Here is a 22776-nt window from a genome sequence, read left to right on the forward strand (position 1 = left end):
TCCCCGCGCAGCCGCGCAAGCTTTTCCCGCCGGAGCACACTTCCATGCACAAACGCCGTCTCGGTCGGACCGATCTTCTTGTCACCCAGATCTGCCTCGGTTCGATGACCTGGGGCCAGCAGAACACCGAAGCCGACGGCCACGCCCAGATGGACCTGGCCTTCGCGCGCGGGGTGAATTTCATCGATACTGCCGAGCTTTACCCGATCCCGCCCAAGGCGGAGACGCAAGGACGGACCGAGAAGATCATCGGCAGCTGGATGAAGGCAAAGGGCAACCGCGACAAGGTGATACTCGCCTCCAAGGTCGTCGGCCGCACCGCAAACAACTGGTTTCGCGGCGACAGGCCGTCGCAGCTTGTGCGCGCCGATATCTTCGATGCCGTCGACAAATCGCTGATCAGGCTCGGCACGGATTATATCGACCTCTACCAGATCCACTGGCCGGAGCGGGACATACCCTGGGGCGCCAATCCGACGCGCGTGGGGGCCGTGGCGCGCCGCGCTGATTCCGTCGGGGCGCCGACCGGAGAAACGCCGATCGCGGAGACGCTTGCCGTTTTTGATGAACTGATGAAGGCCGGAAAGATCCGGCATTTCGGTCTCTCCAACGAGAGCTCCTGGGGCGTCATGCGCTTCATTGCAGAGGCTGACAAAGCTATTGGTCCACGGGTCGCCTCGATTCAGAACGCCTATAATCTGGTCAACCGGACCTTCGAGGTGAACCTCGCCGAAGTCTGCGATCGCGAAGAGGTCTCGCTGCTTGCCTATTCGCCGCTCGCGCAGGGCTATCTCTCGGGCAAATACGATCACGGCGCGCGCCCGCAGGGGTCGCGCTCGCAGCTCTTCAACCGCGGCCAGCGTTACGAGACCCCCAATGCCGCAGAGGCGCAGCTTGAATACAACGAGCTGGCGCGCTCCTTCGGCCTGGAGCCGGCGCTGTTCGCCAACGCCTATGTATCGAGCCGGCCCTTTGTCACGTCGAACATCATTGGCGCGACGACCATTTCGCAGTTGGAAATGGCGCTGTCTTCAGTGGAGGTTGTCTGGACCGAAGAGATGCAGAAGGCAGTGGACGCCATTCATCAGCGGGTCGGCAATCCCTGTCCTTGATCGACTCGGAAGTTGAATTGTCTGGGAATAACAGCGCGATGGAGACGATGGTGGATTTTCCGATCGAAACATTGCGTGGAAAATTTCCCGCTCTCGCTCTGACCGATGGAGGTCTCAGGCGCAGCTCGACCTGTCAGCGTGCCTTGGTGCCGAACCCGGTCAGGAAAGCGGTGAGGTTGTCACAGAGTTCGTCGCAGAGATAGCCGCCTTCCTGAACGATTGTCGTCGGCAGGCCGAGCTTGGCGATGGCTTCGCCGATGCGCGAGAAACCTGGCGTCGTCACCGAAAGCCCGCCGAACGGATCACCCTCGAACGCGTCGAGCCCGAGCGCCACGACCAGCGCGTCGGGCGCGAAGGCGCGGATGCGCTGGAACGCCACCTGAAGCGCTTCCAGAAACGCCGCGTCGGCGGATTTGCGTGGCAGCGGCAGGTTGAAATTATAACCGAGGCCGGGGCCTTCGCCGCGCTCGTCAGCATGGCCCCAGAAGAACGGATAAAACCGCACCGGATCGGCATGCAGCGAGACGGTGAGCACGTCGGGCCGCCCATAGAAAATGCCTTGCGTGCCGTTGCCGTGATGCAGGTCAACGTCAAGGATCGCCACGCGTGCCGCCTGTTTGCGCAGTACCTGCGCCGCCACAGCCGAATTGTTGATGAAGCAGAAGCCGCCGGCGACATCGGCGAACGCATGGTGACCGGGCGGGCGGCAAAGCGCATAGGCGGCCGGCGCGCCCGCCATCACCGCTTCCGCCGCTTCGACCGCGCTCCAGGCGCTCCACAGCGCGCTTTGCCAGGTCTCGCCAGAGATCGGGCAGGCCGTGTCGGCCATGTGGTATCCAGCCTGGCCGACCGCGGAGGCCGGATAGGAGCCGTTGCGCACGATCGGGTGAATGTTGGGGATCACTTCCGCCGAGGCACCCTCGATGCGTTGCCAACGCGTGTAGATATGCTCCAGGAAATCGAGATATTCGGGCGTGTGCACCGCCGCGACCGGACCAAGTCCGTGATTGCGCGGCCGCTGGATCGTGCAGCCGGCCGATTTTGCGCCTGCTAACAATCTCTCGACGCGCTCCGGCTTTTCCGGATTGGGCTGCGGGGCGCCGCTGGAAAGGAAAGCCTTGGGGTCGTGGCGCTTCTGCTCCTGCGCGTAGAAGGCTTTCATTCTTTTTTCTCCGGCGCGTCGGCAAAGGCGAAGAAAGCGTCGCCGATGATCTTCTGCGTCTGCTCGTAGCTCGACCAGGCGATGCCCAGCCGTTCATAAAAGGCCTTTGCGCTCTCATTGTCGGTATCGACGGACAATCTGAGATAAGCGCCGCCTTGCTTGCGGCACTCGGCCGCGACGCGCCGCAGCAGGCGCTCGCCGATCCTGCGGCCGCGAAACCGGTCCTCGACATAGAGGTCCTGCACATAGACGCCGGGCCGCCCCATCCAGGTCGAGAAGATCGGGAAATAGAGGCACAGTCCGGCGAATTCGCCATCGACTTCGGCGATCAGGGTCGAGAAGGCAGGTCTTTCGCCAAAGCCCCAGGTCCTGAGATCGTCTGGCGTTGAGACGATTTCTTCGGGCGCGCCGATATGGGTGCCGAGCTTCAGAATTGCGGCATGGATGGTTTCGACGTCTTCGATTCGTCCGGGGCGGAGGAGGATTTTTTCCGGACTTGTCATGGCAAGCAGGGAGCCAAGGTGTGACGGAGCACTATCATCTCAGCCAGTCGCATTAAAACGCTACCCTGTCGCCACCCTTCAGCGCCAGCATGTCGCGTGCTTCGGCCGGCGTGGCAACCTCCAGCGACAGTCCATCGAGAATGCCACGGATACGGCGCACCTGATCGGCGTTGGATTTCGCCAACTGGCGGCCATCGTAGAGACTATCTTCGAGCCCGACACGGACATTGCCGCCCATCGCCGCGGCGATCGAGATCAGCGGCATCTGGTGGCGGCCCGCGGCCAGCACCGAGAACTGGTAGCTGTCGCCGAATAGCTTGTCGGCGATGCGCTTCATGTGGATGAGATTGTCCGGATCGGCGCCAATGCCGCCAAGAATACCCAGCACGAACTGGATGAACAGCGGCCCCGACACCAGCCCGCGGTCTCGGAAATGCGCCAGCGAATAGAGATGGCCGACATCGTAGCATTCGAATTCGAAGCGCGTGCCGCAGCCCTTGCCCAGTCTCTCGAGAACGCCCTCCATGTCGGCGAAGGTATTCTTGAAGATCGTGTCGCGTGTGGCTTCCAGCAGCTTCGGTTCCCATTCGTGTTGCCATTCCCTTGGCTTGTCGAGCACCGGGAACAGCGCGAAATTCATCGAGCCCATGTTGAGCGAACACATTTCGGGCTCGGCCCGCAAAGGTGCCGCCAGCCGCTGGTCCAGCGTCATCAGGGAGGAGCCGCCGGTTGTGATGTTGATCACCGCCGACGTCGCCTGCTTGATGCGCGGCAGGAACTGCATGAACACGTCCGGATCGGCCGTTGGCCGGCCGTCTTTTGGGTCGCGGGCATGCAGATGCAGGATCGAGGCACCGGCCTCGGCCGCGGCGATGGCATCCGCCGCGATCTGGTCCGGCGTTACCGGCAGATAAGGCGACATGGACGGTGTATGGACCGAGCCGGTGACGGCGCAGGTGATGATGACCTTTCTCGGCGCCATTGTTTTATCCCTGGCCTTCGACCGGCAGGTCGAGTTCGGCAGCCAGAACTTCGAGCGACTCGCCGATGATGGAGACGATCTCGCCGACCTGTTCGCTAGTGACGATCATCGGCGGCGCGACCATGAAATTGTCGCCGTCGACACCGCCCTTGACCTTGCGGCCATAGATGATCAGCCCGCGCTCATAGGCGAGGTCGAGGAGGCGCTGCGTGGCCTTTTTGCCCTGGTCTATCGGCCGCAGCGTTTCGGGGTCGGCAACCATCTCGGCACCGGTGAGCAGGCCCTTGCCGCGCACGTTGGCGATGAACGGGAAGCGCTTGGCTAGCTCCCGCAATCCCTCCATCAGCACATCGCCCATGGCGGCGGCATTGGCGATCAGGTCGAGGCGGTCCATTTCGCCGAGCACGGCCAGCCCTGCGGCGCAGGCGAGCGGATTGCCGGCATAGGTATGGCCGTGCTGGAAGCCGCCGGAGGCGAGCAGCGGCTGCACCAGCCGCATCGGCGCCGCCAGCGCGCCGAGCGGCGCGTAACCCGATCCCAGGCCTTTTGATAGCGCGACGATGTCCGGCTTGCAGTTCCAATGGTCGCCGCCGAGGAATTTTCCCGTGCGGCCGGCGCCGCTCATCACTTCGTCATGGATGAGCAGGATGCCGTAGCGGTCGCAGATTTCGCGGATGCGCCCATAATAACTGTCCGGCGCGACAAGCGCCGCTGTCGCCGCGCCGCCGATCGGTTCCATGATGAAGGCGACCACGCTCTCCGGCCCCTCGGCCAGGATCTTCTCCTCCAGCATGTCGGCATAGCGGAGACCGCGCTGTTCCATCGAGAGATTGTCGCGGTCGCGCCAGGCTGCCGGTGCCGGCACGGTCGGCATCACCCGCATCATTGGCGTGAAGGTCTCGGCCAGCGCGTAGTCGCCGGTGATCGACAGTGAACCCAGCGTGCCGCCGTGATAGGAGGGGAAGCGCGTGATCACCTTCCAGCGGCTGGCTTGGCCGGTGGCCACCGCCCACTGCCGCGCCAGCTTAATGCACGATTCGGTCGCTTCCGAGCCGCCTGAGACGAAGAAGATGCGATCCATGCCTTCGGGCAGCTTGCCGGCCAGCTCACGCGCCAGCTCTTCTGCCGGTTCGTTCTCGAAATGCAGCCGGTAGGCGAAGGTGGCGCGGTCCATCTGCCGCTTCATGGCGTCGAGCACATTGCGGTTGGAATGACCGATATTGGCGACCATCGGGCCGCTCGATCCGTCGATGAAACGGCGGCCGTCCTGCGTCCACATATAGATGCCCTCGGCACGGTCGATCAGCGGCCGGCGCAGGCTGGAGAGGTAGAACAGATGCGATTGGCGCCGGGCGTCAATGTCCGGGGCGGCGGTCTGGGCTTTCGACATGTCAGGACTTTCCGAGATAACGATCGAGGACATTTTGGGTAACGCGTTCGACCATCGGGTCCTGCCTCAGCAGGCCGGCGACCCATTCGCAACTTCCGGCGTGAAAGACCTCGCCCTTGCCGCGCGGGAAACTGACGATCATGCCGTTGCCGCGTTTGACCTTTTCCAGATTGGCGTCGCTCCGATCGCCGAACAGCGTCTCGGCGCTGAAGCGACCATCCTCGTCGGTGAGAAACTGATCCTCGATCGGGATATCGGCGCTTTCCTCGACCTGGCTGGCCATGCCGACGGCGAGAACCTGCAAGCCGTCCGGTGCGCCGCTGGTCGCGGTCGGGTAGGGAAGGCCGCCGCGGATTTCGAAATCCAGCCCGTCGACCTCATAGCCATAGACATGGCTGTCGGCGCCAAGCAGGTCGCCATAGTAGATGCCGGTTCCGGCAAAGGCCCAGTGCTCGGGCCGATACACGGGAAAGCCGCGCACGCCGCGTGGCGCGCAGCCGCCCCATCCGGCATAGAGGCCGCGTGTGGCGTTGAGCCCGAAGGTCGCCGAACCCGGCCGGCCGATCTCGGGCGCCTCCCAGGAATTGGTGGCGCGGGTGACGTCGCCGCCGCGATAGGCGGGGTCCTCGGCTCGGGCGCGGTATTTGTAGCAGACCTGCCGCCGGCCTTCATCCTCCAGCCGCGTCTGCCACATGAAGTTGCCGGCGAAGCGCGCCGCATGGCCGCCACGTTCGACGTAGCTGTCGACCGCATCGCGCATTTCCCAGGTCCAGTACTCGTCATGGCCGACAAAGACGGCGCAGTCGTAGCCATCGAGAATGTCGGGCGAGAAATGCAGATCGTGCTGGCTGGCGAGATCGACGGCGTAGCCCGCCCGTTCGGCGAAGCGGAAGAAATGGCTGTCATAGCTCGCCCAGCCCGACGAGGCGTATTTCTTCGAATGGCCCGTCGCAAGCGCCCATTCCATGTGAGGATAGCGCGGCACGGTCCTGGGTGGCACCGCGACCTCCAGCGGCACGCGCGGCGCCTCCTTGGGGAGCATGACAAAGCCGCGGCACCAGGGGCGCTGCGTCGAGACGATCGGAGAATATTGGTTACGGTCCGGCCCGGTGATGCCCTGGTAGTGATTGGAGCCGCCCCAGGTGTTGTAGGCGAGCCAGGTGCCTGTCGCCGCCACCTGCAGCACACGGCCTGGCTTCTTGCCGGGCAGGGGCGCGACGATGAAAAGATGATAGGATTGGATCGGCTTGCCGTCACGGCCGTCCGCGGTCAGCGTCACGCGATAGGCGCCGGACGGCCAGTCGCTGCCGACGCGGAATTCGAACGAGGCTTCCCAGCCGCAGCCTTCGGCCGAGCACTGGTCTGGACTTTCCTGCCAACGCGCCGGAATGCCGGACTTCTCGAATACCTTTGTCTCGGTGCCACCGTCGCGGACGATCGTCATGATGAAGGACGGAGCCGTCGAACTGACATGCAGCGTCACTGTCTCGCCGGCGCGATAGGAAAACCGGTCGCTGTAGCACCAGATTTCACCGCGCTCGCCATCCATACTTGGCCATTCGTAGTAGTGTCCGCGCACCGCGTGCCGGCGTTGCTCTGGCGTCAATCCGAAATCGGGGAATTCAGTGGTCAATCTGGTCATTGTCATGCTCAGGCTGAAAGGTATTTCTTGAGGAAGGTGCGGGTGCGTTCCTTTTGCGGGGCGCGGAAGATGTCGCCCGGCGGGCCTTCTTCCACTACCACGCCGCCATCCATGAACAGCACCCTGTCGGCCACTTCGCCGGCAAAGCGCATTTCGTGCGTTACGATGAGCATGGTCATGTGCTCGGCGGCAAGCTGCTTCATCACCGCGTTGACCTCGTCGACCAGCTCCGGATCGAGCGCCGAGGTGGCCTCGTCGAACAGCATCACCTTGGGCTGCATGGCCAGCGCGCGGGCAATCGCCACACGCTGCTTCTGCCCGCCCGAAAGACGCGAGGGATAGGCGTCGATCTTGTCGGAGAGCCCGACCTTGGACAACAGTTCAAGCGCCAGCGCACGAGCTTCGGCTTTCGGCATGCTTTTCAGGATCACCGGCCCCATCGTGATGTTCTCGATCACGGTCAAATGCGGGAACAGGTTAAAGTGCTGGAACACCATGCCCATCTGCTGGCGCACCTTGTTGATGTGCCTTTCGAACGCCTGGCCATGCAGCTTCTGGTTCACTTGCAGGCCGTCCAGCCAGACCTCACCGCTGTTCAAACCCTCGAGATGGTTGATGGAACGCAGCAGCGTGCTCTTGCCGGAGCCGCTCGGGCCGATGATGGCGACGATCTGCCCACGTTCGACCGACAGGTCGATACCTCTGAGGACCTCGACGGCGCCAAACGATTTGCGTGCGCCGCGGACCTCGACCATTGGCCGCTGCGTGCTCATCGGGAAACCTCCACATGTCTTTCGAACCGATGCAGGGCCGCTTCGAGCACGAGGTTGAGAATGTAGTAGAGCGCGGCGGCAGTGATGTAGAATTCGAAAGGGCGAAACGTTTCGCTGATCGCCAGTTGCGCCGAGTGAACCAGTTCGGCAATGCCGATGACCGAGACGATGGAGGATTCCTTCAACAGCGCGATCAAATTGCTGCCGATCGGTGGCGCCGTGTTGCGGATGGCTTGCGGTATCACGACGTGGCGCAGCGTCTGCCACTTGCCGAAGCCGATGCTGCGCGCGCCTTCCGTCTGGCCGACATCGACGGCCACGATGCCTGCGCGGATGACATCGGCATTGTAGACGGCAAAATGCAGTCCAAGGCCGACAATGCCGGCCGCAAGCGCAGGGATGTCGATGCCGACCTGCACCAGGCCAAAATAGATCAGGAAGAGCTGCAATAGCAGCGGCGTGCCCATGAATACCCACATGAAGGCGCGTACGGGGTAGGCCAGGATTGCCGGCGCGTAAAGTACGATCACGGCAAAGAAGATGCCGCCGCCGAAGCTGAGCGCTCCCGCCGAGACCGTCAGCACTGATGTCCACCAGGCGCCGGTCAGCAGAAGATCCCAGTAGGGCGCGATGACTGTGAAATCCAGGCCTTGCATCGTGTTCTGCCTCAGACGATCGCGAAGCGTTTGTCGAGCATGTCGACTATGCGGGCGACGGCATAGACCATGATCATGTAGAGCAGGGCCGCGACGCCGAAGATTTCGAACGGCTTGTAGGTGGAGCCGATGAAGCGCTGCGCGGTGTAGGTCAATTCCACGACCGAGATGGTGGACACCAGGGCCGAGCCTTTCAACAGCGCGACCGTGTTGACGCCAAGCGGGCGGATCATCAGCCGGGCGGCTTGCGGCAGCACGACCTTGCGCAAGGTCTGGAACCGGCCGAATCCGATTGTGCGGGCCGCCTCCGTCTGGCCCCGGTCGACCGCAACCACCGCGCCTCGGATTGACTCCGCCATATAGGCGCCGATGTTGAGGCCGAGGCCGATCACGCCGGCCGCGAACGGATCCAGATTGATGCCGATCTGCGGACCGCCGAAATAGAGCACGAAGAGCTGGATCAGGCACGGTGTGCCACGGAACAGGCTCACATAGAGCGTGCCGATGGCCCGCAGGACCGCCGATCTCGACATTCTTGCGGTCGCGGCCAGTGCTGCCACGGCCAGCCCCAGAACCAGGGCCAGCGCTGTCAGTTCCAGCGTCACCAAGGCGGCTTCCACGAAGAACGGGAAGACGCGCTGCATCAAGGAGAAATCCATGGAATGGCCCGGCGCAGTGGCTTTCGGCTTCAGGCGGCCTGGACCGCCGAAGCCTGGCGAAGTTAGCGGATGTCGCTGCCGACCCAGTGCATCGATATCTTCTCGTAGGTACCATCGGCCATCATGCCGTCCAGCGCCTTCTGCATGGCGGCCTTGAGCTCGGGATTGTCCTTGCGGATGGCGATGCCGATGGCGACGCTGCCGCCTTCGATACCCGGCGTGTCGAGCTTGCGTACCTTCTCGCCGGTCTCCTTGACGGCGACCATGACCGGAATGTTGTCGACGACGATGGCGTCGACGCGGCCCGCCTTCAGCTCAAGCAGCAATTCCGGCAGCCCCTTATAGGTGCGGATGTCCCAGCCGCCCTGTTGGCGCGCCCATTTCTCATGTGTTTCGCCGAGCGTCACGCCAAGGGTCTTGCCCTTGAGTTCGTCGAGGCTCTGCACCTTGGAATCCTGGTTGACGAAAACCGCACGGCCGGCGTGATAGTAGGGGCCGACGAAATCGACCACCTTCTCACGCTCGGGCGTGATCGTCATCGAGCCGACCACGGTGTCGTATTTGTTGGCGAGCAGGCCGGCGATGATGCCGTCCCAGGCGGTCGTGATGATGGTGCCCTTGACGCCGATACGCTCGGCGATGGCCTTGCCGATATCGGCGTCGAAGCCGACGACCTCGTTCTGGTCGTTGACGAAGTTGAAGGGGGATACTGCCCGCTCATGGAAATCTTCAATTCGTCCGCCGCCTTGACCTTCTCGAGGTCATCGGCCCTGGCCGAGACGTTAGCGAAGGAAGACGCAAACAGCAGCGCCGCGACGGCAATGCCGGAAAATACCTTGTTCATTTGAAACCTGTCCTCTGGATGGAGCGCGAAGGCTTGTTCTTGGGAGGCGTTGGGGCGCACTCCTGACGGCAATGATTGCCTTTGCGGTAGCATTGCGCAAATAGATAATGGAAATAGGGAGCATAGATATCAGGAATGGCATTGCCGCGCCCCGAACGGCTGGTCTGGGATCTGGACTGGAACCTTTTGCGGACATTCGTCGTCATCGCGGAGGTGAAGAGCATAACGCGTGCCGCCGAGAGGCTGAACCTCAAGCAGCCAAGCGTCAGCAATGCGCTGCGGCGGCTGGAAGACCGGGTCGGCCGGCGGCTGGTCGAACGCGATGCGACGCGCTTCGAGCTCACCGAGGTTGGACGGCTTCTCTACGAGCAGAGCATCGAGGTGTTCGGCACCATATCGCAGCTGCCGCTCTTGATGCGCGGCATCAGCGACGATGTCACCGGCCACGTCATGATCGCGACCGCCAGCCACGTGGTCTCGCCGCTGTTCGATCGGGCGCTGTCGGAATTCCACCGCAACTATCCGCGCGCCAGCATCACCATTTCGGTCGCGGCAAGCACCGAAGTGGCCAAGCAGGTGAGGGAGCGCCGTGCTTCGTTTGGCGTCTGCCTGGTCAGCCAGCGCGATCCGGCGCTGCAATACGACATGGTCTATCGCGAGTTCTTCGGCTTCTTTTGCGGGCCGCGGCACAGGCTCTATGGGCAAACCGGACTGACGCTCGCCGATCTCCGCGACGAGCCGTCAGTATCGTTCCAGACCGACCATATTTCGGATGCGCTGCGGCCGGTCGCACTGTTGCGTAGCGAAGCACGGCTGAACGCCGATGTCGTGGGCGTTTCGTCGAGCCTGGAGGAGGTGCGGCGCATGATCGTCGCCGGGCTCGGCATCGGCCCGCTGCCGCTGCATGTGGCGCGGCGCGATGTGGCCGACGGCGCGCTGTGGCGGCTGCCGCCCTATGATGCGCCGCCGGCCATCGATATCTTCCTGCTGGTCAATCCGGACAAGGCGATGAACCGCGCCGAGAAGGCGTTGCTGTCAGGGCTGCAGGCGTTGATTGCCGAGACGCCGCTCGAGGAACGTATCTACAAAGGCTGATACGCAATATCGACTGCGCGGCAGCAGACAAACCCGGTTGCCTCCGCCCTATTCGTCGCCATGCCCTTGGCCCTCGTCAACAAAGCGACTATCTCAGGACAAGGCGGCGTTCCGCCCCGGGAGTCGACATGCTCAGAGTGCAGAAGGTCAAGGTCGACGACATCTACGTGCCGACGGCGCGTAAGAAGACGCTGCATCCCGAGACGGTCCGTCATCTCGCTGAGGACATTCTGGAAAATGGCATGAAGATGCCGATCCAGGTCCGTCACGACGGCAAGCGTCATATCCTGGTAGAAGGCCTGCATCGGCTGGAAGCGGCCAAGTGGCTCGGCGAGACCGAGATTGATGCCTATCTGGTGCAAGCCAAGCGCCACTGACGCGTCCTCGATTTCGCCGTTGATCCCCATCCACGGGAAAGCCCCGGAATTTTTCCTTGATGATGTCGGTTTGCATTTCGCTGGTTCGTCCTTGGGACGGAAGCCGGGTCAGACCAATATTCTCGATCGGTTTTCGCCCAGGTTGGGGCCGATGCACCAGCCAGCTCAAGAACGCACCGACACACGGACAGACTGGAGGAGATCGATATGTCCAAAGCCCTGCTTTTCGCCATTCTTGCTTCGGCCACGGCGCTTCTCGCCTGTCCGGGCATCGCCAACGCAAACGAGGTAAAATCTGCCATGACGACCGAAGCGAAGACACCGCCGAAGCCTGAAAAATCCGGCCTGCTGCCGATCAACGGCCTGAATTACTATTATGCCGTCCACGGCAAGGGTGAGCCGCTGCTTCTGTTGCATGGCGGTCTCGGTACATCGGACATGTTCGCCCCCATTCTGTCGAAGCTTGCCGAGCATCGCACTGTCATCACCGTCGATCTGCAAGGCCATGGTCGCACCGCACTTGGCGACCGGCCGTTCACGCTGGAGGCGATGGGCGACGACATGGCTGATATCGTCAAACGGCTTGGCTACGGCGAGGTCGACGTCATGGGTTATTCGCTGGGCGGCGGCGTCGCCTTCCGCATGGCCGTCCAGCACCCCGAAGCGGTGCGCCGGCTTGTGCTGGTCTCGACCGGCTATGCCGCCGACGGTTTCTATGACGAGCTGCGTCCCCAGCAGGCGCAGGTGAGCGCGGCAGCGGCCGATTTCATGAAGGACACGCCGATGTACAAATCCTACGTCGCCGTGGCGCCGCATCCCGAGGAGTTCCCGAAGCTGCTCGACACGCTCGGCAACTTCATGCGCCAGAACTACGACTACTCGGCCGATGTTCCCAAGCTGAAGATGCCGGTCATGCTGGCCTACGGCGACAGCGACATGTACAAGCCCGAGCACGAGATCAAGTTCTACCAGATGCTCGGCGGCGGTTTGAAGGACGCCGGCTGGATGCGTGAAAACCTGTCGCGGAACCGCCTGGCGATCCTGCCCAACCGGACCCACTACGACGTCTTCTTCGCTCCAGAGCTGACGGCCGCCGCGCTGCCGTTCCTCAACGGTGAGACCAAGGTGAAGAGCTGGGATGAGGTGGTCGGCGAAACCGAATAGCTTGCCCGGCATTGGCTGCCGGCGGTCTCCTTCGAGGCGGCCGGCAGTTTTTGTCGCCGCAGCCATCGCAGCCATCGCAGCCGTCGATGGGATCGCATCAATGCTATTGAATTGACCCGATGTCGGGCGTCGATAGTCTCGCATCAAATCTTCTCACGAACGGATGCGGCAATGGCTAAATATCAGGGCGGATGCCTGTGCGGAGCGGTGCGTTATCGCGCCGACGTCGAGCCCGTCAACGAACGCATCTGCCATTGTCGGCTTTGTCAAAAGGCGATCGGCGCCGCCTTCAACGCGCGTGTGCTGTTTCGCATCGACGATGTGACGGTCGAAGGGCCGTTCGCGATCGTGAACAGCTCGCCGGATATTAAGCGCGGGTTTTGCCCAAGCTGCGGTACGACGATGTTTTCGCGGCGCGATGCCGCCGGCATCATGGGCGTCACCACCGGGTCACTCGACGATCCGTCCGTCTTCAAGCCGCAGATGCATATCTGGACCGCCTCCAAGCAGCCCTGGGTGGTGCTCGATGACGGCTTGCCGCAGCACGAACGCGCGCCGCCTGCCTGAGGCCTCCGGCCTCCCTTCTCGACTTATGAAAGAAGGTGGATCTGCGCTTGAGCGCCGAAACCGATGAGCCGTACCGGATGAAGTGGGCCAACAGAAGAGTGAAGTTACGCGACTATGACGAAACAGTCACGAAATAACCGAAACAGTCACGCGAAAGCCGGCAAAGCGTCATTGGCGAGCCATCATTGTCTCCCTATTTAACCGGTGCGGGCCGGCATTCGAGGAGACGACGGATGAACGACAGCATCAGTACCCTGGACGAGCTTTTGAGCGATCCGATGGTCCTGCTTGTGATGGAGCGCGATCGTGTGCGCCCGGAACAGGTGCGCATGCTGCTCGAACGGGCGCGTCGGCCTTCCGTCGAGGAGCCGGTTGTGCCGCCGGCGCACGTGATCGCCAGGGCGTGCCAGAAGCTCTGGTTGTGCCCCTGATCGCATCGTGATTTCCTCCAGTTTTTACAGGCCGACCCAACGGGCCGGTCTGGCCACTGCCTGGCGCTGCCAACGCGCCGAGGCGGCGCGGTGTTGATATTCGAACGCGCCTTCCGCACTCGCTGACGCCCATTCCCGGGTGCCAGTTCACAGATCCGTAAATTGATTTTCCGTCCCATGGCGGTATGGCTTGCCTAGGGCCGATCGCCACCAGTCGTTCCCCGCGCAACTCCGATCTCTCTGACATGGAATTCGACATGGCCGACAGCTGCATGCAAGGCATGGACATGGGCTTTGTCGGCCTGGGCTACGCCAAGGTCGCATTTCTGGGCTTGGTGCAAGGCATCACCGAACTGCTGCCGATTTCCTCGACCGCCCACATGCGCGTCGTCCCGGCGATGCTGGGCTGGCGGGATCCCGGCTCCGCTTTCTCCGCCGCCATGCAGCTTGCGGCCCTCGCCGCGGTGATCAGCTACTTCTGGAACGATGTCAGGGACATCCTGTCCGGTTCGGTCAGTGCCTTGAAACGGCGCGATTTCGCCGACCGACATTTCCGGCTGGCGCTCTGGATCGTGCTGGCGACGATCCCGATCGTCATCGCCGGCGTGGCTCTGTCTGGCCTTCTCAACGCCTGCAATTCGCCGCTGCGCGGCCTCGGGGTCATCGGCTGGGCCTGCATCGTCATGGCACTCCTGCTGGCGCTGGCCGAACTCCGTGCCCGCCATGCGCGCACCATGGGCCAGGCATCCATGGCCGATGCGCTGCTCGTCGGCATCGCCCAAATCGGCGCATTGATCCCGGGCGTCTCGCGGTCCGGTTCGACCTTGACGGCAGCACTGGGGCTCGGCTTTAAGCGGGAAGAAGCGGCGCGCTTTTCATTCCTGCTGGGGCTGCCGGCCATCGCACTCGCCGGTCTCAAGGAGCTCTGGGAACTGCACAAGGCCCATCTCGATGCCCATGGCTGGTCGATCCTCGCGGTCGGCCTGGTCGTCGCCTCGCTATCCGCCTTCTTCGCCATATGGGGCCTGATGCGCGTGCTGGAACGCTTCTCAGCCTGGCCTTTCGTCATTTATCGCGGCGTGCTCGGCATCGCCTTGCTGCTGGGCCTGGCGATGGGATGGCTTGCCTGAAGCAATCCCGGAAAGCGCGCAGCGGTTTTCCGCCGGCGTCAAACAAGGGACTAAAGGGCAACTCCAGGAATGTGCGAGCCGGTGTTGCTTCGGCGCAACCCCGGTCGGGCATGCGTCGATCGCCAAAGATGTGATCGGCCGCCTTCATTGACTCCAGGCAAAATCCATCTTTAACGTTCTGTTAACAAAAATAGATGGGTGGGGCCGTATGGCATCCTCGGTGGGTTGGCGCCGCAAGGCGAGGGGTTTGGGGTTTGCGTTGGCGCTGACGGCTTTTTGTTCGGCCGCGGGTTTGGCGAATGCGGGACCGCTTTCCATGACCATCGGCGGGCAAACCTCCCAGCCGATCGGGCACTATGATTTTTGCAAGGTCCATTCTGCCGAATGCTCCATCCGCTCGCCCGCCAACGCTCCGGAGAGCATGACCGGCCAGCTGTTGCGGGAAATTTCCGCCGTAAATCTCTCGGTCAACACCCGCGTCAAGCCGATGAGCGACATGGACAATTACGGCAAGGATGAGTGGTGGGCCTACCCCGATAACGGGTTTGGCGACTGCGAAGACTACGCGCTTGAAAAGCAGCGCGAGCTCCAGGCCGCCGGCATTGCAATCGCCAATCTGCTGATGACGGTGGTGCGCAAGCCGGACGGCGAAGGCCACGCCGTGCTTACGGTGCGCACCGACAAGGGCGATTTCGTCCTCGACAATCTCAGCGACAAGGTTCGCCTCTGGAACCAGACAGGCTATCGCTATCTGAAGAGACAGGCGAGCGACAACAGCGGTCGCTGGGTTTCCATCCTTGGCGGCGACGAGCGGCTCGTCAGCTCTGTTCAATGATGTCGCCGATGTCTTGCGTCGGCAGCCGCACTTCGACCTTGGCCGTTTGATCCATTCCCGCTTGGGACCGTTCTTGCGTCGTGCCGGCGAATGCTGGCAGCGGCTCGTTGGAACTGGCAATCCGGTGCGCGCATGGATCTTTTGACTGTCCTCCAATCCGCGCCTTTGCTGCTCGGGCTAGTCAAGACCGCGCTGCCGTCGGCGGCAGCGATCGGCATGGGGGTCGGCCAATGGTTCGCCTCGTTGCCGCCGTGCCGCGACCTCGTCTTCGAGGCCACCAGCTACCTGGTCTGCGAGGTCGATCCCAAGCAATATCGGATCGAATTGTTCTGGAAGGATCCGGCCGGCAAGCCCTATCAATCGCTGCACAATCTCGACGATGCCCAGCGGCGGGCCGGGCGCACGATGCTGTTCGCCATCAATGCCGGAATGTACCATCCAAACCTCGCGCCGGTCGGCCTGTATGTCGAGCGCGGGCAGGAACTGGCCTCGGCGAAGGTCGGGTCGGGAAGCGGCAATTTTTCACTCCAGCCCAACGGTATTTTCTACATCAGCGACGGCAAGGCCGCGGTCCGCGCGACAAGGGATTTCCTAAAGAAGCGTCCGCCCACCGATTATGCCACTCAGTCCGGGCCGATGCTGGTGATCAACGGCAAGTTGCACCAGAAATTCCGGGCCGACAGCACCTCGCGCAAGACGCGCGACGGTGTCGGGGTGCGAAAGGACGGCGTCGTCGTCTTCGCCATTTCGAATGGCACGGTGACATTCCATGCATTCGCACGCCTGTTTCGCGACGGGCTCGGCTGCGACAATGCGCTGTTCCTTGACGGGTCGATATCGAGCCTGCTCGCGCCGGCCATCGGCCGCAATGACGACTACTGGAACCTGGGGCCGATGATCGGCGTCTTCAGGCGATAGGATGGGGCAGGCGTAGATTGCGCTTGTCGTCGCGCACGGCCCACACCCGCAACCGTGCCGAACATGCTTAAAAACTTGATTCAATCTTTATTGGTAATTTCTCGTTCATAACTAGACCTGGTTTGTCCGTCGGCCGTCGCCTTCGGTCTGTTGTGTTTGAGTACAGGTCCAGATGCGGTTACCAGGCGCCGTCAGTTTCGTGATCGCATCGCTATGCCTTGCCGGCTGCTCATCGACATCCGGCATGGACGCGCTGGACATCCAGAAGCCGTCGAACGAGATCACCAACTCGGTGGTGCGGCCAAGCGCGCCGATCGCATCCGCCCCCGTGACCAAGGCCGAACGGAGAATGGCAGCCGAACGGAGGGTGGCGGAAGCCACGCCGGTGGACGAGAATGTCCGGCCCTATGGCCTGGCGGAGGAAGAGACGGTGGCGTTTCCGGCGCCCGACCTGCCGGACAGCGTCGAGCCGCCGGTCGTCGAGCCGGCGGCGCTTGTATCGCCGCCGAAGCTCTTGTCGCGGGCGGCACCTCCGATGCTGGCCGGGCCTGTCACGCGCTACGGCTTTCGCGATGCCAAGCCGATCAATTTCGGCCGCTCTTCGCCGCGACACCTTGCCGTGCATGGCGTCGACGTGTCGCGCTGGCAAGGCAACGTCAACTGGGAGAAGCTGCGCGCCCAAGGCGCCAACTTCGCCTACATCAAGGCGACCGACGGCGGCGACCATCTCGATCCGATGTTCACCAGGAATTGGCGCAACGCCGACGCCGCAGGGCTGAAGCGCGGCGCCTATCACTTCTTCTACTGGTGCCGCACCGCCGGCGAGCAGGCCGACTGGTTCATCCGCAACGTGCCCAGGGTCGAGGGCGCCTTGCCGCCGGTGATCGATGTCGAATGGAATGGCGAATCCAGCTGCAAGCGGCGGCCGTCGCGCGAAAAGGTGCTGGAGAAGATGCAGGTGTTCATGGACAAGCTTGAACGCCATTACGGCCAGCGGCCCATCATCTACACCGCGCCCGATTTCTACCGCGACAATCTTCGCGGCGAATTCCTCGATTATTCGTTCTGGCTGCGCGCCGTGGCGCAGCACCCCTCAAAAGTCTATCCCGGCCGCAAATGGCTGTTCTGGCAATATTCCGGCTCCGGCCTGTCGCACGGCGTAACCGGCCGCATCGATCTCAACGTCTTCCACGGCGACGAACGGCAATGGCGCGCCTGGGCCGGCGGCCGGCAGACGGTGGCCGACGCGGATTGAAACGCGCGCCGATCGTTCACCCCTTCCTGGTGCCTTTTTAATCTACTTGCTCCGGCCAGTTGCTCCTCGCTCGCAGGAAGGTCTTTAAGCGCCGTGTTGAGCAGTGCCTGGATATCGACTATGCCTCTACATATTCCGCAAAGCTGACGCCTTCGGCACGTCCAGCCCGTCGGCTTGCAAACCCTCGATGTGGAAGCGTATTGCGGTGTGAATCTCGTTTTTCACCTCAGATACGCTCGTACCCGTCGCGATGCAGCCGGGCAAATCCGGCACATAAGCTGAGAAATTATCGCCTGCTTTTTCAATCGCTACGGCGTAGCGCATACAGTCCTCGTTCAAAGCTGCCTAAAAGTTTCATGCTGTTCCTGGCGCTGCTCACCCTTTGCCACATCAAGGGGCGAAGGCGAGCAGCACCAAGAACTACTGCAGCACCAAGGCTATTAATGGCGTTTCCGGCTAGCTTCTTCGTCAGTAATTAGTCTCGCCCGAATTGACTGCCACCTGTCCGCGATCTCTTGGCAGGAAGCTGCCAGCAGCTTCCTGCGTTGGTTGAAGCTACCGGGTGCAGCGAAAGTCTTTTGGGCAAACACATCAAGCACAAAACAAAGTTCGGCGCGTGGTTCTCCGGCATCCCCGAAACATTTCTCCGCGTACCAATGGAGAAGCGCTCCATGCAGCGCCGAAGTTTCTGTCGACAATGGTAGTGTTTTGGAGAGATAAGGTTTGATCAAGCCGAAGCCAAATTCCCTCCTTCCTGCCTGTGGTATCTTGACCGAGTTTGTCGGTCGAACGCTAATAGAGACACCGGCAAGAAGGAATTTTGGCTGGCTATCGGAAACGCCGGTTGATTTGGCAGCAGTAGGTAGCTTGGCCAAGCTCATAGTACGGCAAAGTTCGATAGCATCGTGAGCTGTGAGAAGCCTTTGTTCATCGTGCGAGGTGGCAGGTTGGCGTGACAACAAGGCCCTGTCGAGCTGGGACAGTCGGCTGTCATCCTGCCCGTGAGTTTCAATGAAATGCATCATTGCACGTTCAATCTCGTTGTAGCGGGTGTCGAGGAGGAAGTTCTTAGGTCTGATGATGTCTTCAATGATCGCAGTTCGCCGAGTGGAGCGAGCGAAACAATACTCAACCAATTTACTAGCGCTAATTCTGGGTTCAATTTTCATAACGAAAAAGCCCTTTCCGGGAGCCGTTAAAGTCACACTAGCTGCCGATGCCTTCTCGACTCTTAGATCAGAATCTCCATATAGTAACCTTGTCATAGGAGATGGGATTCTGATCTCGTCGCCCCGCGTGGGCTTCGGCTTATTCGCGGCACCAAAGGCCGATCCGGAAGGATTGGCCTTTGGTGTTTCGGGGATGTCACATAAAGACTTCCTTATACGATGTACCCTTTTTGTTCCCTTTGCCATTTCGGCCCGATCGTACGATCGGGCCGAAATGCTGCTGCGTTTTACTAGCGCTTCAGATTCTCAGCTGCACCCGCTCGTCGAGCCACACGTATCGCACTTCTCGCAGGTGCCGTTCCGCACCATGGTAAAGTTGTGGCATTCCGAGCATTCGTTGCCGGTGTAGCCCTGCATCAGCGATTGCTGGCGCCGGGTGGCGGCGAGTGCCTTGGCCTCGGCGGCCTCGTGCGCGGCGGCGTCGGAGAACAGCCCCTCGGCACCCGAAGCCTCGGTTTCCTCCTCGGCGATGTCCTCGACCAGTTCCCTGGCGCGTTCCTCATAGTCGCGCTTGTAGGCGATGGCCTCGTCGCTCGCCGGCTTCAGCGCCAGTACGTTAGAGCCGGAGAAGGCCGTCGGCGCCACGCGGGCAGGGGCCGTGGCCGGGGCGGAACCGCCGAATCCCTTGGGTTCGGCGCCCGACACCAGCTTGACCGGCGAGGCACCGCGGTAGAGGCCCTTGGAGAAGGGCGTGGCCTTGCCTTCGGTGATGCCGCGCCCAAGTGCCGTCTTGTCGAAATCCGACTGGTCGACATGGGCGAGATCGTGGCGGTTGAGATAGGACACGGCAAGTTCGCGGAACACGTAATCGAGGATCGACGTCGCGTTCTTGATCGCGTCATTGCCCTGCACCATGCCGGCCGGCTCGAACTTGGTGAAGGTGAAGGCTTCGACAAATTCCTCGAGCGGCACGCCATATTGCAGGCCGAGCGAGATGGCGATGGCAAAATTGTTCATCATCGCCCGGAAGGCAGCGCCTTCCTTGTGCATGTCGATGAAGATCTCGCCGAGACGCCCGTCGTCGAACTCGCCGGTGCGCAGGTAGACCTTGTGGCCGCCGACGACCGCCTTCTGCGTATACCCCTTGCGGCGGTTCGGCAGTTTTTCGCGGTCGCGGTAGAGACGCTCCACGACGCGCTCGACGATCTTTTCGGTGACCTGCACCGCACGCTGCGCGGCAGGCGCGGCGACCAGCTGTTCGATCGCCTCGTCCTCGTCCTCCTCGCCATCGGCGAGCAGCGAGGCATTGAGCGGCTGCGAGAGCTTCGAGCCGTCGCGGTAGAGCGCGTTGGCCTTCAGCGCCAGCTTCCACGACAGCATGTAGGCGTTCTTGGCGTCCTCCACCGTGGCGTCGTTCGGCATGTTGATGGTCTTGGAAATGGCGCCGGAAATGAAAGGCTGTGCCGCCGCCATCATCTGGATGTGGCTGTTGATCGACAGCGAGCGCTTGCCGATCTTGCCGCAGGGGCTGGCGCAATCGAACACGGGGAGGTGTTCGGCCTTGAGGAAGGGCGCTCCCTCGAGCGTCATCGCACCGCAGACATGGATGTTGGCGGCTTCGATGTCCTTCCTGGAGAAGCCCAGTGCCGGCAGCATCTCGAACGAGAAGTCGTTGAGCTGCTCGTCGGTGAAGCCAAAGGTCTCCTTCACCCAGTCGGCGCCGAGCGTCCACTGGTTGAAGACGAACTTGATGTCGAAGGCCGACTTCAGCGCCGCGTTGAGCGCCGCGATCTTGTCGTCGGTGAAGCCCTTGGCCTTGAGCGAGCCGGGGTTGATGCCGGGCGCCTGGTTGAGATTGCCGTGGCCGACGGCGTAGGCCTCGATCTCGGCGATCTGGCTTTCCGAATAGCCCAGCGTGCGCAGCGCTTCCGGCACGGCGCGGTTGATGATCTTGAAATAGCCGCCGCCGGCGAGCTTCTTGAACTTCACCAGCGCGAAGTCGGGCTCGATGCCGGTTGTGTCGCAATCCATAACCAGACCGATCGTGCCGGTCGGCGCGATCACGGTCGCCTGCGCGTTGCGATAGCCATGCTCCTCGCCGAGTTCGATGGCACGGTCCCAGGCAGCCTTGGCGTGCGTCGCCAGCTCCTGCTGCTTGAGGTCGGAAGCGACCAGCGGCACCGGGTTGACGGCCAGCTTCTCGTAGCCGTCCTTGTCGCCATAGGCGGCGCGGCGATGATTGCGCATGACGCGCAGCATGTTCTGCGCATTGCGGTCGTAATCGGGGAAGGCGCCGAGCTCGGACGCCATCTCGGCCGAGGTGGCGTAGGCGGTGCCGGTCATGACGGCGGTGAGCGCGGCGCAGATGGCGCGGCCCTCATCGGAATCGTAGGGAATGCCCGAGGTCATCAACAGGCCGCCGATGTTGGCATAGCCGAGGCCCAGCGTGCGGTAGTCGTAGGAGAGCTTGGCGATCTCCTTTGACGGGAACTGCGCCATCATGACCGAGATTTCCAGCACGATGGTCCACAGCCTGACCGTATGCTCATAGGCAGCGATGTCGATCGTGCCGTCGGCATTGCGGTAGGGGAGCAGATTGATCGAGGCGAGATTGCAGGCCGTGTCGTCGAGGAACATGTATTCCGAGCATGGGTTGGAGGCCCGGATCGCACCGGCGGAGGCGCAGGTGTGCCAGTCGTTCATCGTCGTGTTGAAGTGCAGGCCCGGATCGGCGGATGCCCAGGCGGCGTAGCCGATCTTTTCCCAGAGATCCCTGGCCTTCAGCGTCTTCAGCACCTTGCCGTCCTTGCGGGCGGTGAGATGCCAGTCGGCATCATCCTCGACGGCGCGCAGGAAATTGTCCTTCAGCGACACCGAATTGTTGGAGTTCTGGCCGGAGACGGTGAGGTAGGCGTCGGAATCCCAGTCGGTGTCGTAGGTCTTGAACGACATCGAGGTGTAGCCCTGCTTGGCGAACTGGATGACGCGGTAGATGTAGTTCTCCGGCACCGCGTCCTTCTTGGCCGCCTTGATCTCGCGCTTCAGCGCCGTGTTGATGGCGGGGTCGAAGCAGTCGTCGTCATGGCCTTCGCAGTTGACGCAGGCCTTCATGATCGCTTCGAGATGCTTCTTGACGATCTTGGAGCCGGTCACCAGCGAGGCGACCTTCTGCTCTTCATTGACCTTCCAGTCGATGAATTCCTCGATGTCGGGGTGATCGGCGTCGACGATGACCATCTTGGCGGCGCGGCGCGTCGTGCCGCCCGACTTGATGGCGCCCGCGGCGCGGTCGCCGATCTTGAGGAAGCTCATCAGGCCGGACGAACGGCCGCCGCCGGACAGCTTTTCGCCCTCGCCGCGCAGCAGCGAGAAAGTGGAGCCGGTGCCCGAGCCGTATTTGAACAGGCGCGCCTCGCGCACCCACAGATCCATGATGCCGCCCTCATTGACGAGGTCGTCCTGCACGCCCTGGATGAAGCAGGCATGCGGCTGCGGGTGCTCGTAGGAGGATTTCGACTTGGTCAGCTTGCCGGTGAACGGGTCGACATAGAAGTGGCCCTGGCTCGGGCCGTCTATGCCATAGGCCCAGTGCAGGCCGGTGTTGAACCATTGCGGCGAGTTCGGCGCCACGCGCTGGGTGGCAAGCATGTAGGCAAGCTCGTCGCGGAAGGCGCGCGCGTCTTCCTCCGACTTGAAATAGCCGCCCTTCCAGCCCCAATAGGTCCAGGTGCCGGCCAACCGGTCGAAGACCTGGCGGGCGTCGATCTCGGACCCGTAGCGCTCGGCTTCCGGCAGCTTGGCAAGTTCGGCCTCGTCGGCGACGGAGCGCCACAGGAAGGAGGGAACATCGTTCTCCTCGACCTTCTTCAGCCGCGCGGGGACGCCGGCCTTGCGGAAATATTTCTGCGCCAGGATGTCGGCGGCGACCTGGGAGAATTGCGCCGGCACGTCGATATTGTCCAAGCGGAACACCACCGAGCCATCCGGATTCTTGATCTCGGAGAGCGCCTTGCGGAATTCGATCTCCGCGTAAGCCGATTGTCCCTGCCTGGTGAAACGACGCTCGATGCGCATTGTCCGGTCCCTTTTGTCTATATATAGCGCTTTCGTCA

21 protein-coding genes and 1 pseudogene are annotated in these 22776 nt (G+C 62.2%); 10 read left to right on the forward strand and 12 right to left on the reverse strand.

Annotated features, from left to right (window positions below; genetic code table 11):
• Positions 1–44: 44 nt before the first annotated feature.
• The gene (locus ACIU1A_RS09815; protein ID WP_140673344.1) at positions 45–1112 is read left to right on the forward strand and encodes an aldo/keto reductase; all 1068 of its coding nucleotides are present in this window, start codon (positions 45–47) and stop codon (positions 1110–1112) included.
• A 133-nt stretch (positions 1113–1245) separates the two neighbouring features.
• Here ACIU1A_RS09815 and ACIU1A_RS09820 read toward each other — a convergent pair whose 3' ends face one another.
• The 9 genes and pseudogenes from ACIU1A_RS09820 to ACIU1A_RS09860 form a co-directional block, all read right to left on the reverse strand.
• The gene (locus ACIU1A_RS09820) at positions 1246–2274 is read right to left on the reverse strand and encodes a histone deacetylase family protein (protein ID WP_404927205.1); all 1029 of its coding nucleotides are present in this window, start codon (positions 2272–2274) and stop codon (positions 1246–1248) included.
• Positions 2271–2777: a GNAT family N-acetyltransferase gene (locus tag ACIU1A_RS09825; protein ID WP_140493779.1), complete on the reverse strand. Its 507-nt coding sequence runs from the start codon at positions 2775–2777 to the stop codon at positions 2271–2273. Before ACIU1A_RS09825 ends, ACIU1A_RS09820 begins: the two co-directional genes overlap by 4 nt.
• 52 nt (positions 2778–2829) lie before the next feature.
• Positions 2830–3759 carry a 3-keto-5-aminohexanoate cleavage protein gene (locus tag ACIU1A_RS09830; RefSeq protein ID WP_404927206.1) on the reverse strand — a complete coding sequence of 310 codons (930 nt, stop codon included), beginning with the start codon at positions 3757–3759 and terminating at the stop codon, positions 2830–2832.
• A 4-nt stretch (positions 3760–3763) separates the two neighbouring features.
• Positions 3764–5149: an aspartate aminotransferase family protein gene (locus tag ACIU1A_RS09835; RefSeq protein WP_404927207.1), complete on the reverse strand. Its 1386-nt coding sequence runs from the start codon at positions 5147–5149 to the stop codon at positions 3764–3766.
• A gap of 1 nt (position 5150) precedes the next feature.
• The gene (locus tag ACIU1A_RS09840) at positions 5151–6791 is read right to left on the reverse strand and encodes a N,N-dimethylformamidase beta subunit family domain-containing protein (protein ID WP_404927208.1); all 1641 of its coding nucleotides are present in this window, start codon (positions 6789–6791) and stop codon (positions 5151–5153) included.
• Between the two features lie 8 nt (positions 6792–6799).
• Entirely contained in the window at positions 6800–7564 is a 765-nt protein-coding gene (locus ACIU1A_RS09845) for an amino acid ABC transporter ATP-binding protein (protein WP_140560999.1), read from the reverse strand.
• Positions 7561–8220 carry an amino acid ABC transporter permease gene (locus ACIU1A_RS09850; RefSeq protein ID WP_404927209.1) on the reverse strand — a complete coding sequence of 220 codons (660 nt, stop codon included), beginning with the start codon at positions 8218–8220 and terminating at the stop codon, positions 7561–7563. Before ACIU1A_RS09850 ends, ACIU1A_RS09845 begins: the two co-directional genes overlap by 4 nt.
• An 11-nt stretch (positions 8221–8231) precedes the next feature.
• Positions 8232–8879, reverse strand: coding sequence for an amino acid ABC transporter permease (locus tag ACIU1A_RS09855; RefSeq protein WP_140564666.1), 648 nt, complete (start codon positions 8877–8879; stop codon positions 8232–8234).
• Positions 8880–8941: 62 nt separating this feature from the next.
• Positions 8942–9723 (reverse strand): annotated as a pseudogene (locus ACIU1A_RS09860) (ABC transporter substrate-binding protein).
• A gap of 135 nt (positions 9724–9858) precedes the next feature.
• Here ACIU1A_RS09860 and ACIU1A_RS09865 point away from each other — a divergent pair.
• The 9 genes from ACIU1A_RS09865 (at position 9859) to ACIU1A_RS09905 (ending at position 17495) form a co-directional block, all read left to right on the forward strand.
• Positions 9859–10818 (forward strand): LysR family transcriptional regulator, encoded by a 960-nt coding sequence (locus ACIU1A_RS09865; RefSeq protein ID WP_404927210.1) that lies wholly within the window; start codon positions 9859–9861, stop codon positions 10816–10818.
• A gap of 128 nt (positions 10819–10946) precedes the next feature.
• Entirely contained in the window at positions 10947–11195 is a 249-nt protein-coding gene (locus tag ACIU1A_RS09870) for a ParB N-terminal domain-containing protein (RefSeq protein ID WP_006206067.1), read from the forward strand.
• Positions 11196–11402: 207 nt separating this feature from the next.
• Complete coding sequence (locus tag ACIU1A_RS09875; RefSeq protein WP_404927211.1) at positions 11403–12359, forward strand: alpha/beta fold hydrolase; 957 nt, start codon at positions 11403–11405, stop codon at positions 12357–12359.
• A gap of 171 nt (positions 12360–12530) precedes the next feature.
• Positions 12531–12926, forward strand: coding sequence for a GFA family protein (locus tag ACIU1A_RS09880; RefSeq protein ID WP_140650680.1), 396 nt, complete (start codon positions 12531–12533; stop codon positions 12924–12926).
• Positions 12927–13159: 233 nt separating this feature from the next.
• Positions 13160–13357: a hypothetical protein gene (locus ACIU1A_RS09885; protein WP_140493757.1), complete on the forward strand. Its 198-nt coding sequence runs from the start codon at positions 13160–13162 to the stop codon at positions 13355–13357.
• A gap of 257 nt (positions 13358–13614) precedes the next feature.
• The gene (locus ACIU1A_RS09890) at positions 13615–14487 is read left to right on the forward strand and encodes an undecaprenyl-diphosphate phosphatase (RefSeq protein ID WP_404927212.1); all 873 of its coding nucleotides are present in this window, start codon (positions 13615–13617) and stop codon (positions 14485–14487) included.
• A gap of 208 nt (positions 14488–14695) precedes the next feature.
• Positions 14696–15322 carry a transglutaminase-like cysteine peptidase gene (locus ACIU1A_RS09895; protein WP_140517673.1) on the forward strand — a complete coding sequence of 209 codons (627 nt, stop codon included), beginning with the start codon at positions 14696–14698 and terminating at the stop codon, positions 15320–15322.
• A gap of 132 nt (positions 15323–15454) precedes the next feature.
• Complete coding sequence (locus tag ACIU1A_RS09900; protein ID WP_404927213.1) at positions 15455–16240, forward strand: phosphodiester glycosidase family protein; 786 nt, start codon at positions 15455–15457, stop codon at positions 16238–16240.
• 172 nt (positions 16241–16412) lie between these two features.
• Entirely contained in the window at positions 16413–17495 is a 1083-nt protein-coding gene (locus ACIU1A_RS09905; RefSeq protein WP_404927214.1) for a GH25 family lysozyme, read from the forward strand.
• A gap of 126 nt (positions 17496–17621) precedes the next feature.
• On the opposite strand, the gene ACIU1A_RS09910 is transcribed toward ACIU1A_RS09905, so the two are convergent.
• The 3 genes from ACIU1A_RS09910 to ACIU1A_RS09920 form a co-directional block, all read right to left on the reverse strand.
• On the reverse strand, positions 17622–17819 hold the full coding sequence (locus tag ACIU1A_RS09910; RefSeq protein ID WP_404927215.1) for a type II toxin-antitoxin system HicB family antitoxin: 198 nt from the start codon (positions 17817–17819) through the stop codon (positions 17622–17624).
• 116 nt (positions 17820–17935) lie between these two features.
• On the reverse strand, positions 17936–18664 hold the full coding sequence (locus ACIU1A_RS09915) for a hypothetical protein (RefSeq protein WP_404927216.1): 729 nt from the start codon (positions 18662–18664) through the stop codon (positions 17936–17938).
• Between the two features lie 306 nt (positions 18665–18970).
• Entirely contained in the window at positions 18971–22738 is a 3768-nt protein-coding gene (locus tag ACIU1A_RS09920; protein WP_404927217.1) for a vitamin B12-dependent ribonucleotide reductase, read from the reverse strand.
• Between the last annotated feature and the right edge of the window lie 38 nt (positions 22739–22776).

Origin of the sequence: Mesorhizobium maamorense (genome assembly GCF_044998965.1) — a bacterium.
Taxonomy (GTDB): domain Bacteria; phylum Pseudomonadota; class Alphaproteobacteria; order Rhizobiales; family Rhizobiaceae; genus Mesorhizobium.

Excerpts from the sequence above, each read along its gene's own strand:
- ACIU1A_RS09815 (WP_140673344.1), top strand. The coding sequence starts at position 45 with ATGCACAAACGCCGTCTCGGTCGGACCGATCTTCTTGTCACCCAGATC.
- ACIU1A_RS09885 (WP_140493757.1), top strand. The coding sequence starts at position 13,160 with ATGAACGACAGCATCAGTACCCTGGACGAGCTTTTGAGCGATCCGATG.
- ACIU1A_RS09830 (WP_404927206.1), bottom strand. The coding sequence starts at position 3,759 with ATGGCGCCGAGAAAGGTCATCATCACCTGCGCCGTCACCGGCTCGGTC.
- ACIU1A_RS09920 (WP_404927217.1), bottom strand. The coding sequence starts at position 22,738 with ATGCGCATCGAGCGTCGTTTCACCAGGCAGGGACAATCGGCTTACGCG.
- ACIU1A_RS09900 (WP_404927213.1), top strand. The coding sequence starts at position 15,455 with ATGGATCTTTTGACTGTCCTCCAATCCGCGCCTTTGCTGCTCGGGCTA.
- ACIU1A_RS09870 (WP_006206067.1), top strand. The coding sequence starts at position 10,947 with ATGCTCAGAGTGCAGAAGGTCAAGGTCGACGACATCTACGTGCCGACG.
- ACIU1A_RS09910 (WP_404927215.1), bottom strand. The coding sequence starts at position 17,819 with ATGCGCTACGCCGTAGCGATTGAAAAAGCAGGCGATAATTTCTCAGCT.
- ACIU1A_RS09840 (WP_404927208.1), bottom strand. The coding sequence starts at position 6,791 with ATGACCAGATTGACCACTGAATTCCCCGATTTCGGATTGACGCCAGAG.
- ACIU1A_RS09820 (WP_404927205.1), bottom strand. The coding sequence starts at position 2,274 with ATGAAAGCCTTCTACGCGCAGGAGCAGAAGCGCCACGACCCCAAGGCT.
- ACIU1A_RS09905 (WP_404927214.1), top strand. The coding sequence starts at position 16,413 with ATGCGGTTACCAGGCGCCGTCAGTTTCGTGATCGCATCGCTATGCCTT.
- ACIU1A_RS09835 (WP_404927207.1), bottom strand. The coding sequence starts at position 5,149 with ATGTCGAAAGCCCAGACCGCCGCCCCGGACATTGACGCCCGGCGCCAA.
- ACIU1A_RS09825 (WP_140493779.1), bottom strand. The coding sequence starts at position 2,777 with ATGACAAGTCCGGAAAAAATCCTCCTCCGCCCCGGACGAATCGAAGAC.
- ACIU1A_RS09845 (WP_140560999.1), bottom strand. The coding sequence starts at position 7,564 with ATGAGCACGCAGCGGCCAATGGTCGAGGTCCGCGGCGCACGCAAATCG.
- ACIU1A_RS09915 (WP_404927216.1), bottom strand. The coding sequence starts at position 18,664 with ATGAAAATTGAACCCAGAATTAGCGCTAGTAAATTGGTTGAGTATTGT.
- ACIU1A_RS09865 (WP_404927210.1), top strand. The coding sequence starts at position 9,859 with ATGGCATTGCCGCGCCCCGAACGGCTGGTCTGGGATCTGGACTGGAAC.
- ACIU1A_RS09875 (WP_404927211.1), top strand. The coding sequence starts at position 11,403 with ATGTCCAAAGCCCTGCTTTTCGCCATTCTTGCTTCGGCCACGGCGCTT.
- ACIU1A_RS09850 (WP_404927209.1), bottom strand. The coding sequence starts at position 8,220 with ATGCAAGGCCTGGATTTCACAGTCATCGCGCCCTACTGGGATCTTCTG.
- ACIU1A_RS09895 (WP_140517673.1), top strand. The coding sequence starts at position 14,696 with ATGGCATCCTCGGTGGGTTGGCGCCGCAAGGCGAGGGGTTTGGGGTTT.
- ACIU1A_RS09855 (WP_140564666.1), bottom strand. The coding sequence starts at position 8,879 with ATGGATTTCTCCTTGATGCAGCGCGTCTTCCCGTTCTTCGTGGAAGCC.
- ACIU1A_RS09890 (WP_404927212.1), top strand. The coding sequence starts at position 13,615 with ATGGCCGACAGCTGCATGCAAGGCATGGACATGGGCTTTGTCGGCCTG.
- ACIU1A_RS09880 (WP_140650680.1), top strand. The coding sequence starts at position 12,531 with ATGGCTAAATATCAGGGCGGATGCCTGTGCGGAGCGGTGCGTTATCGC.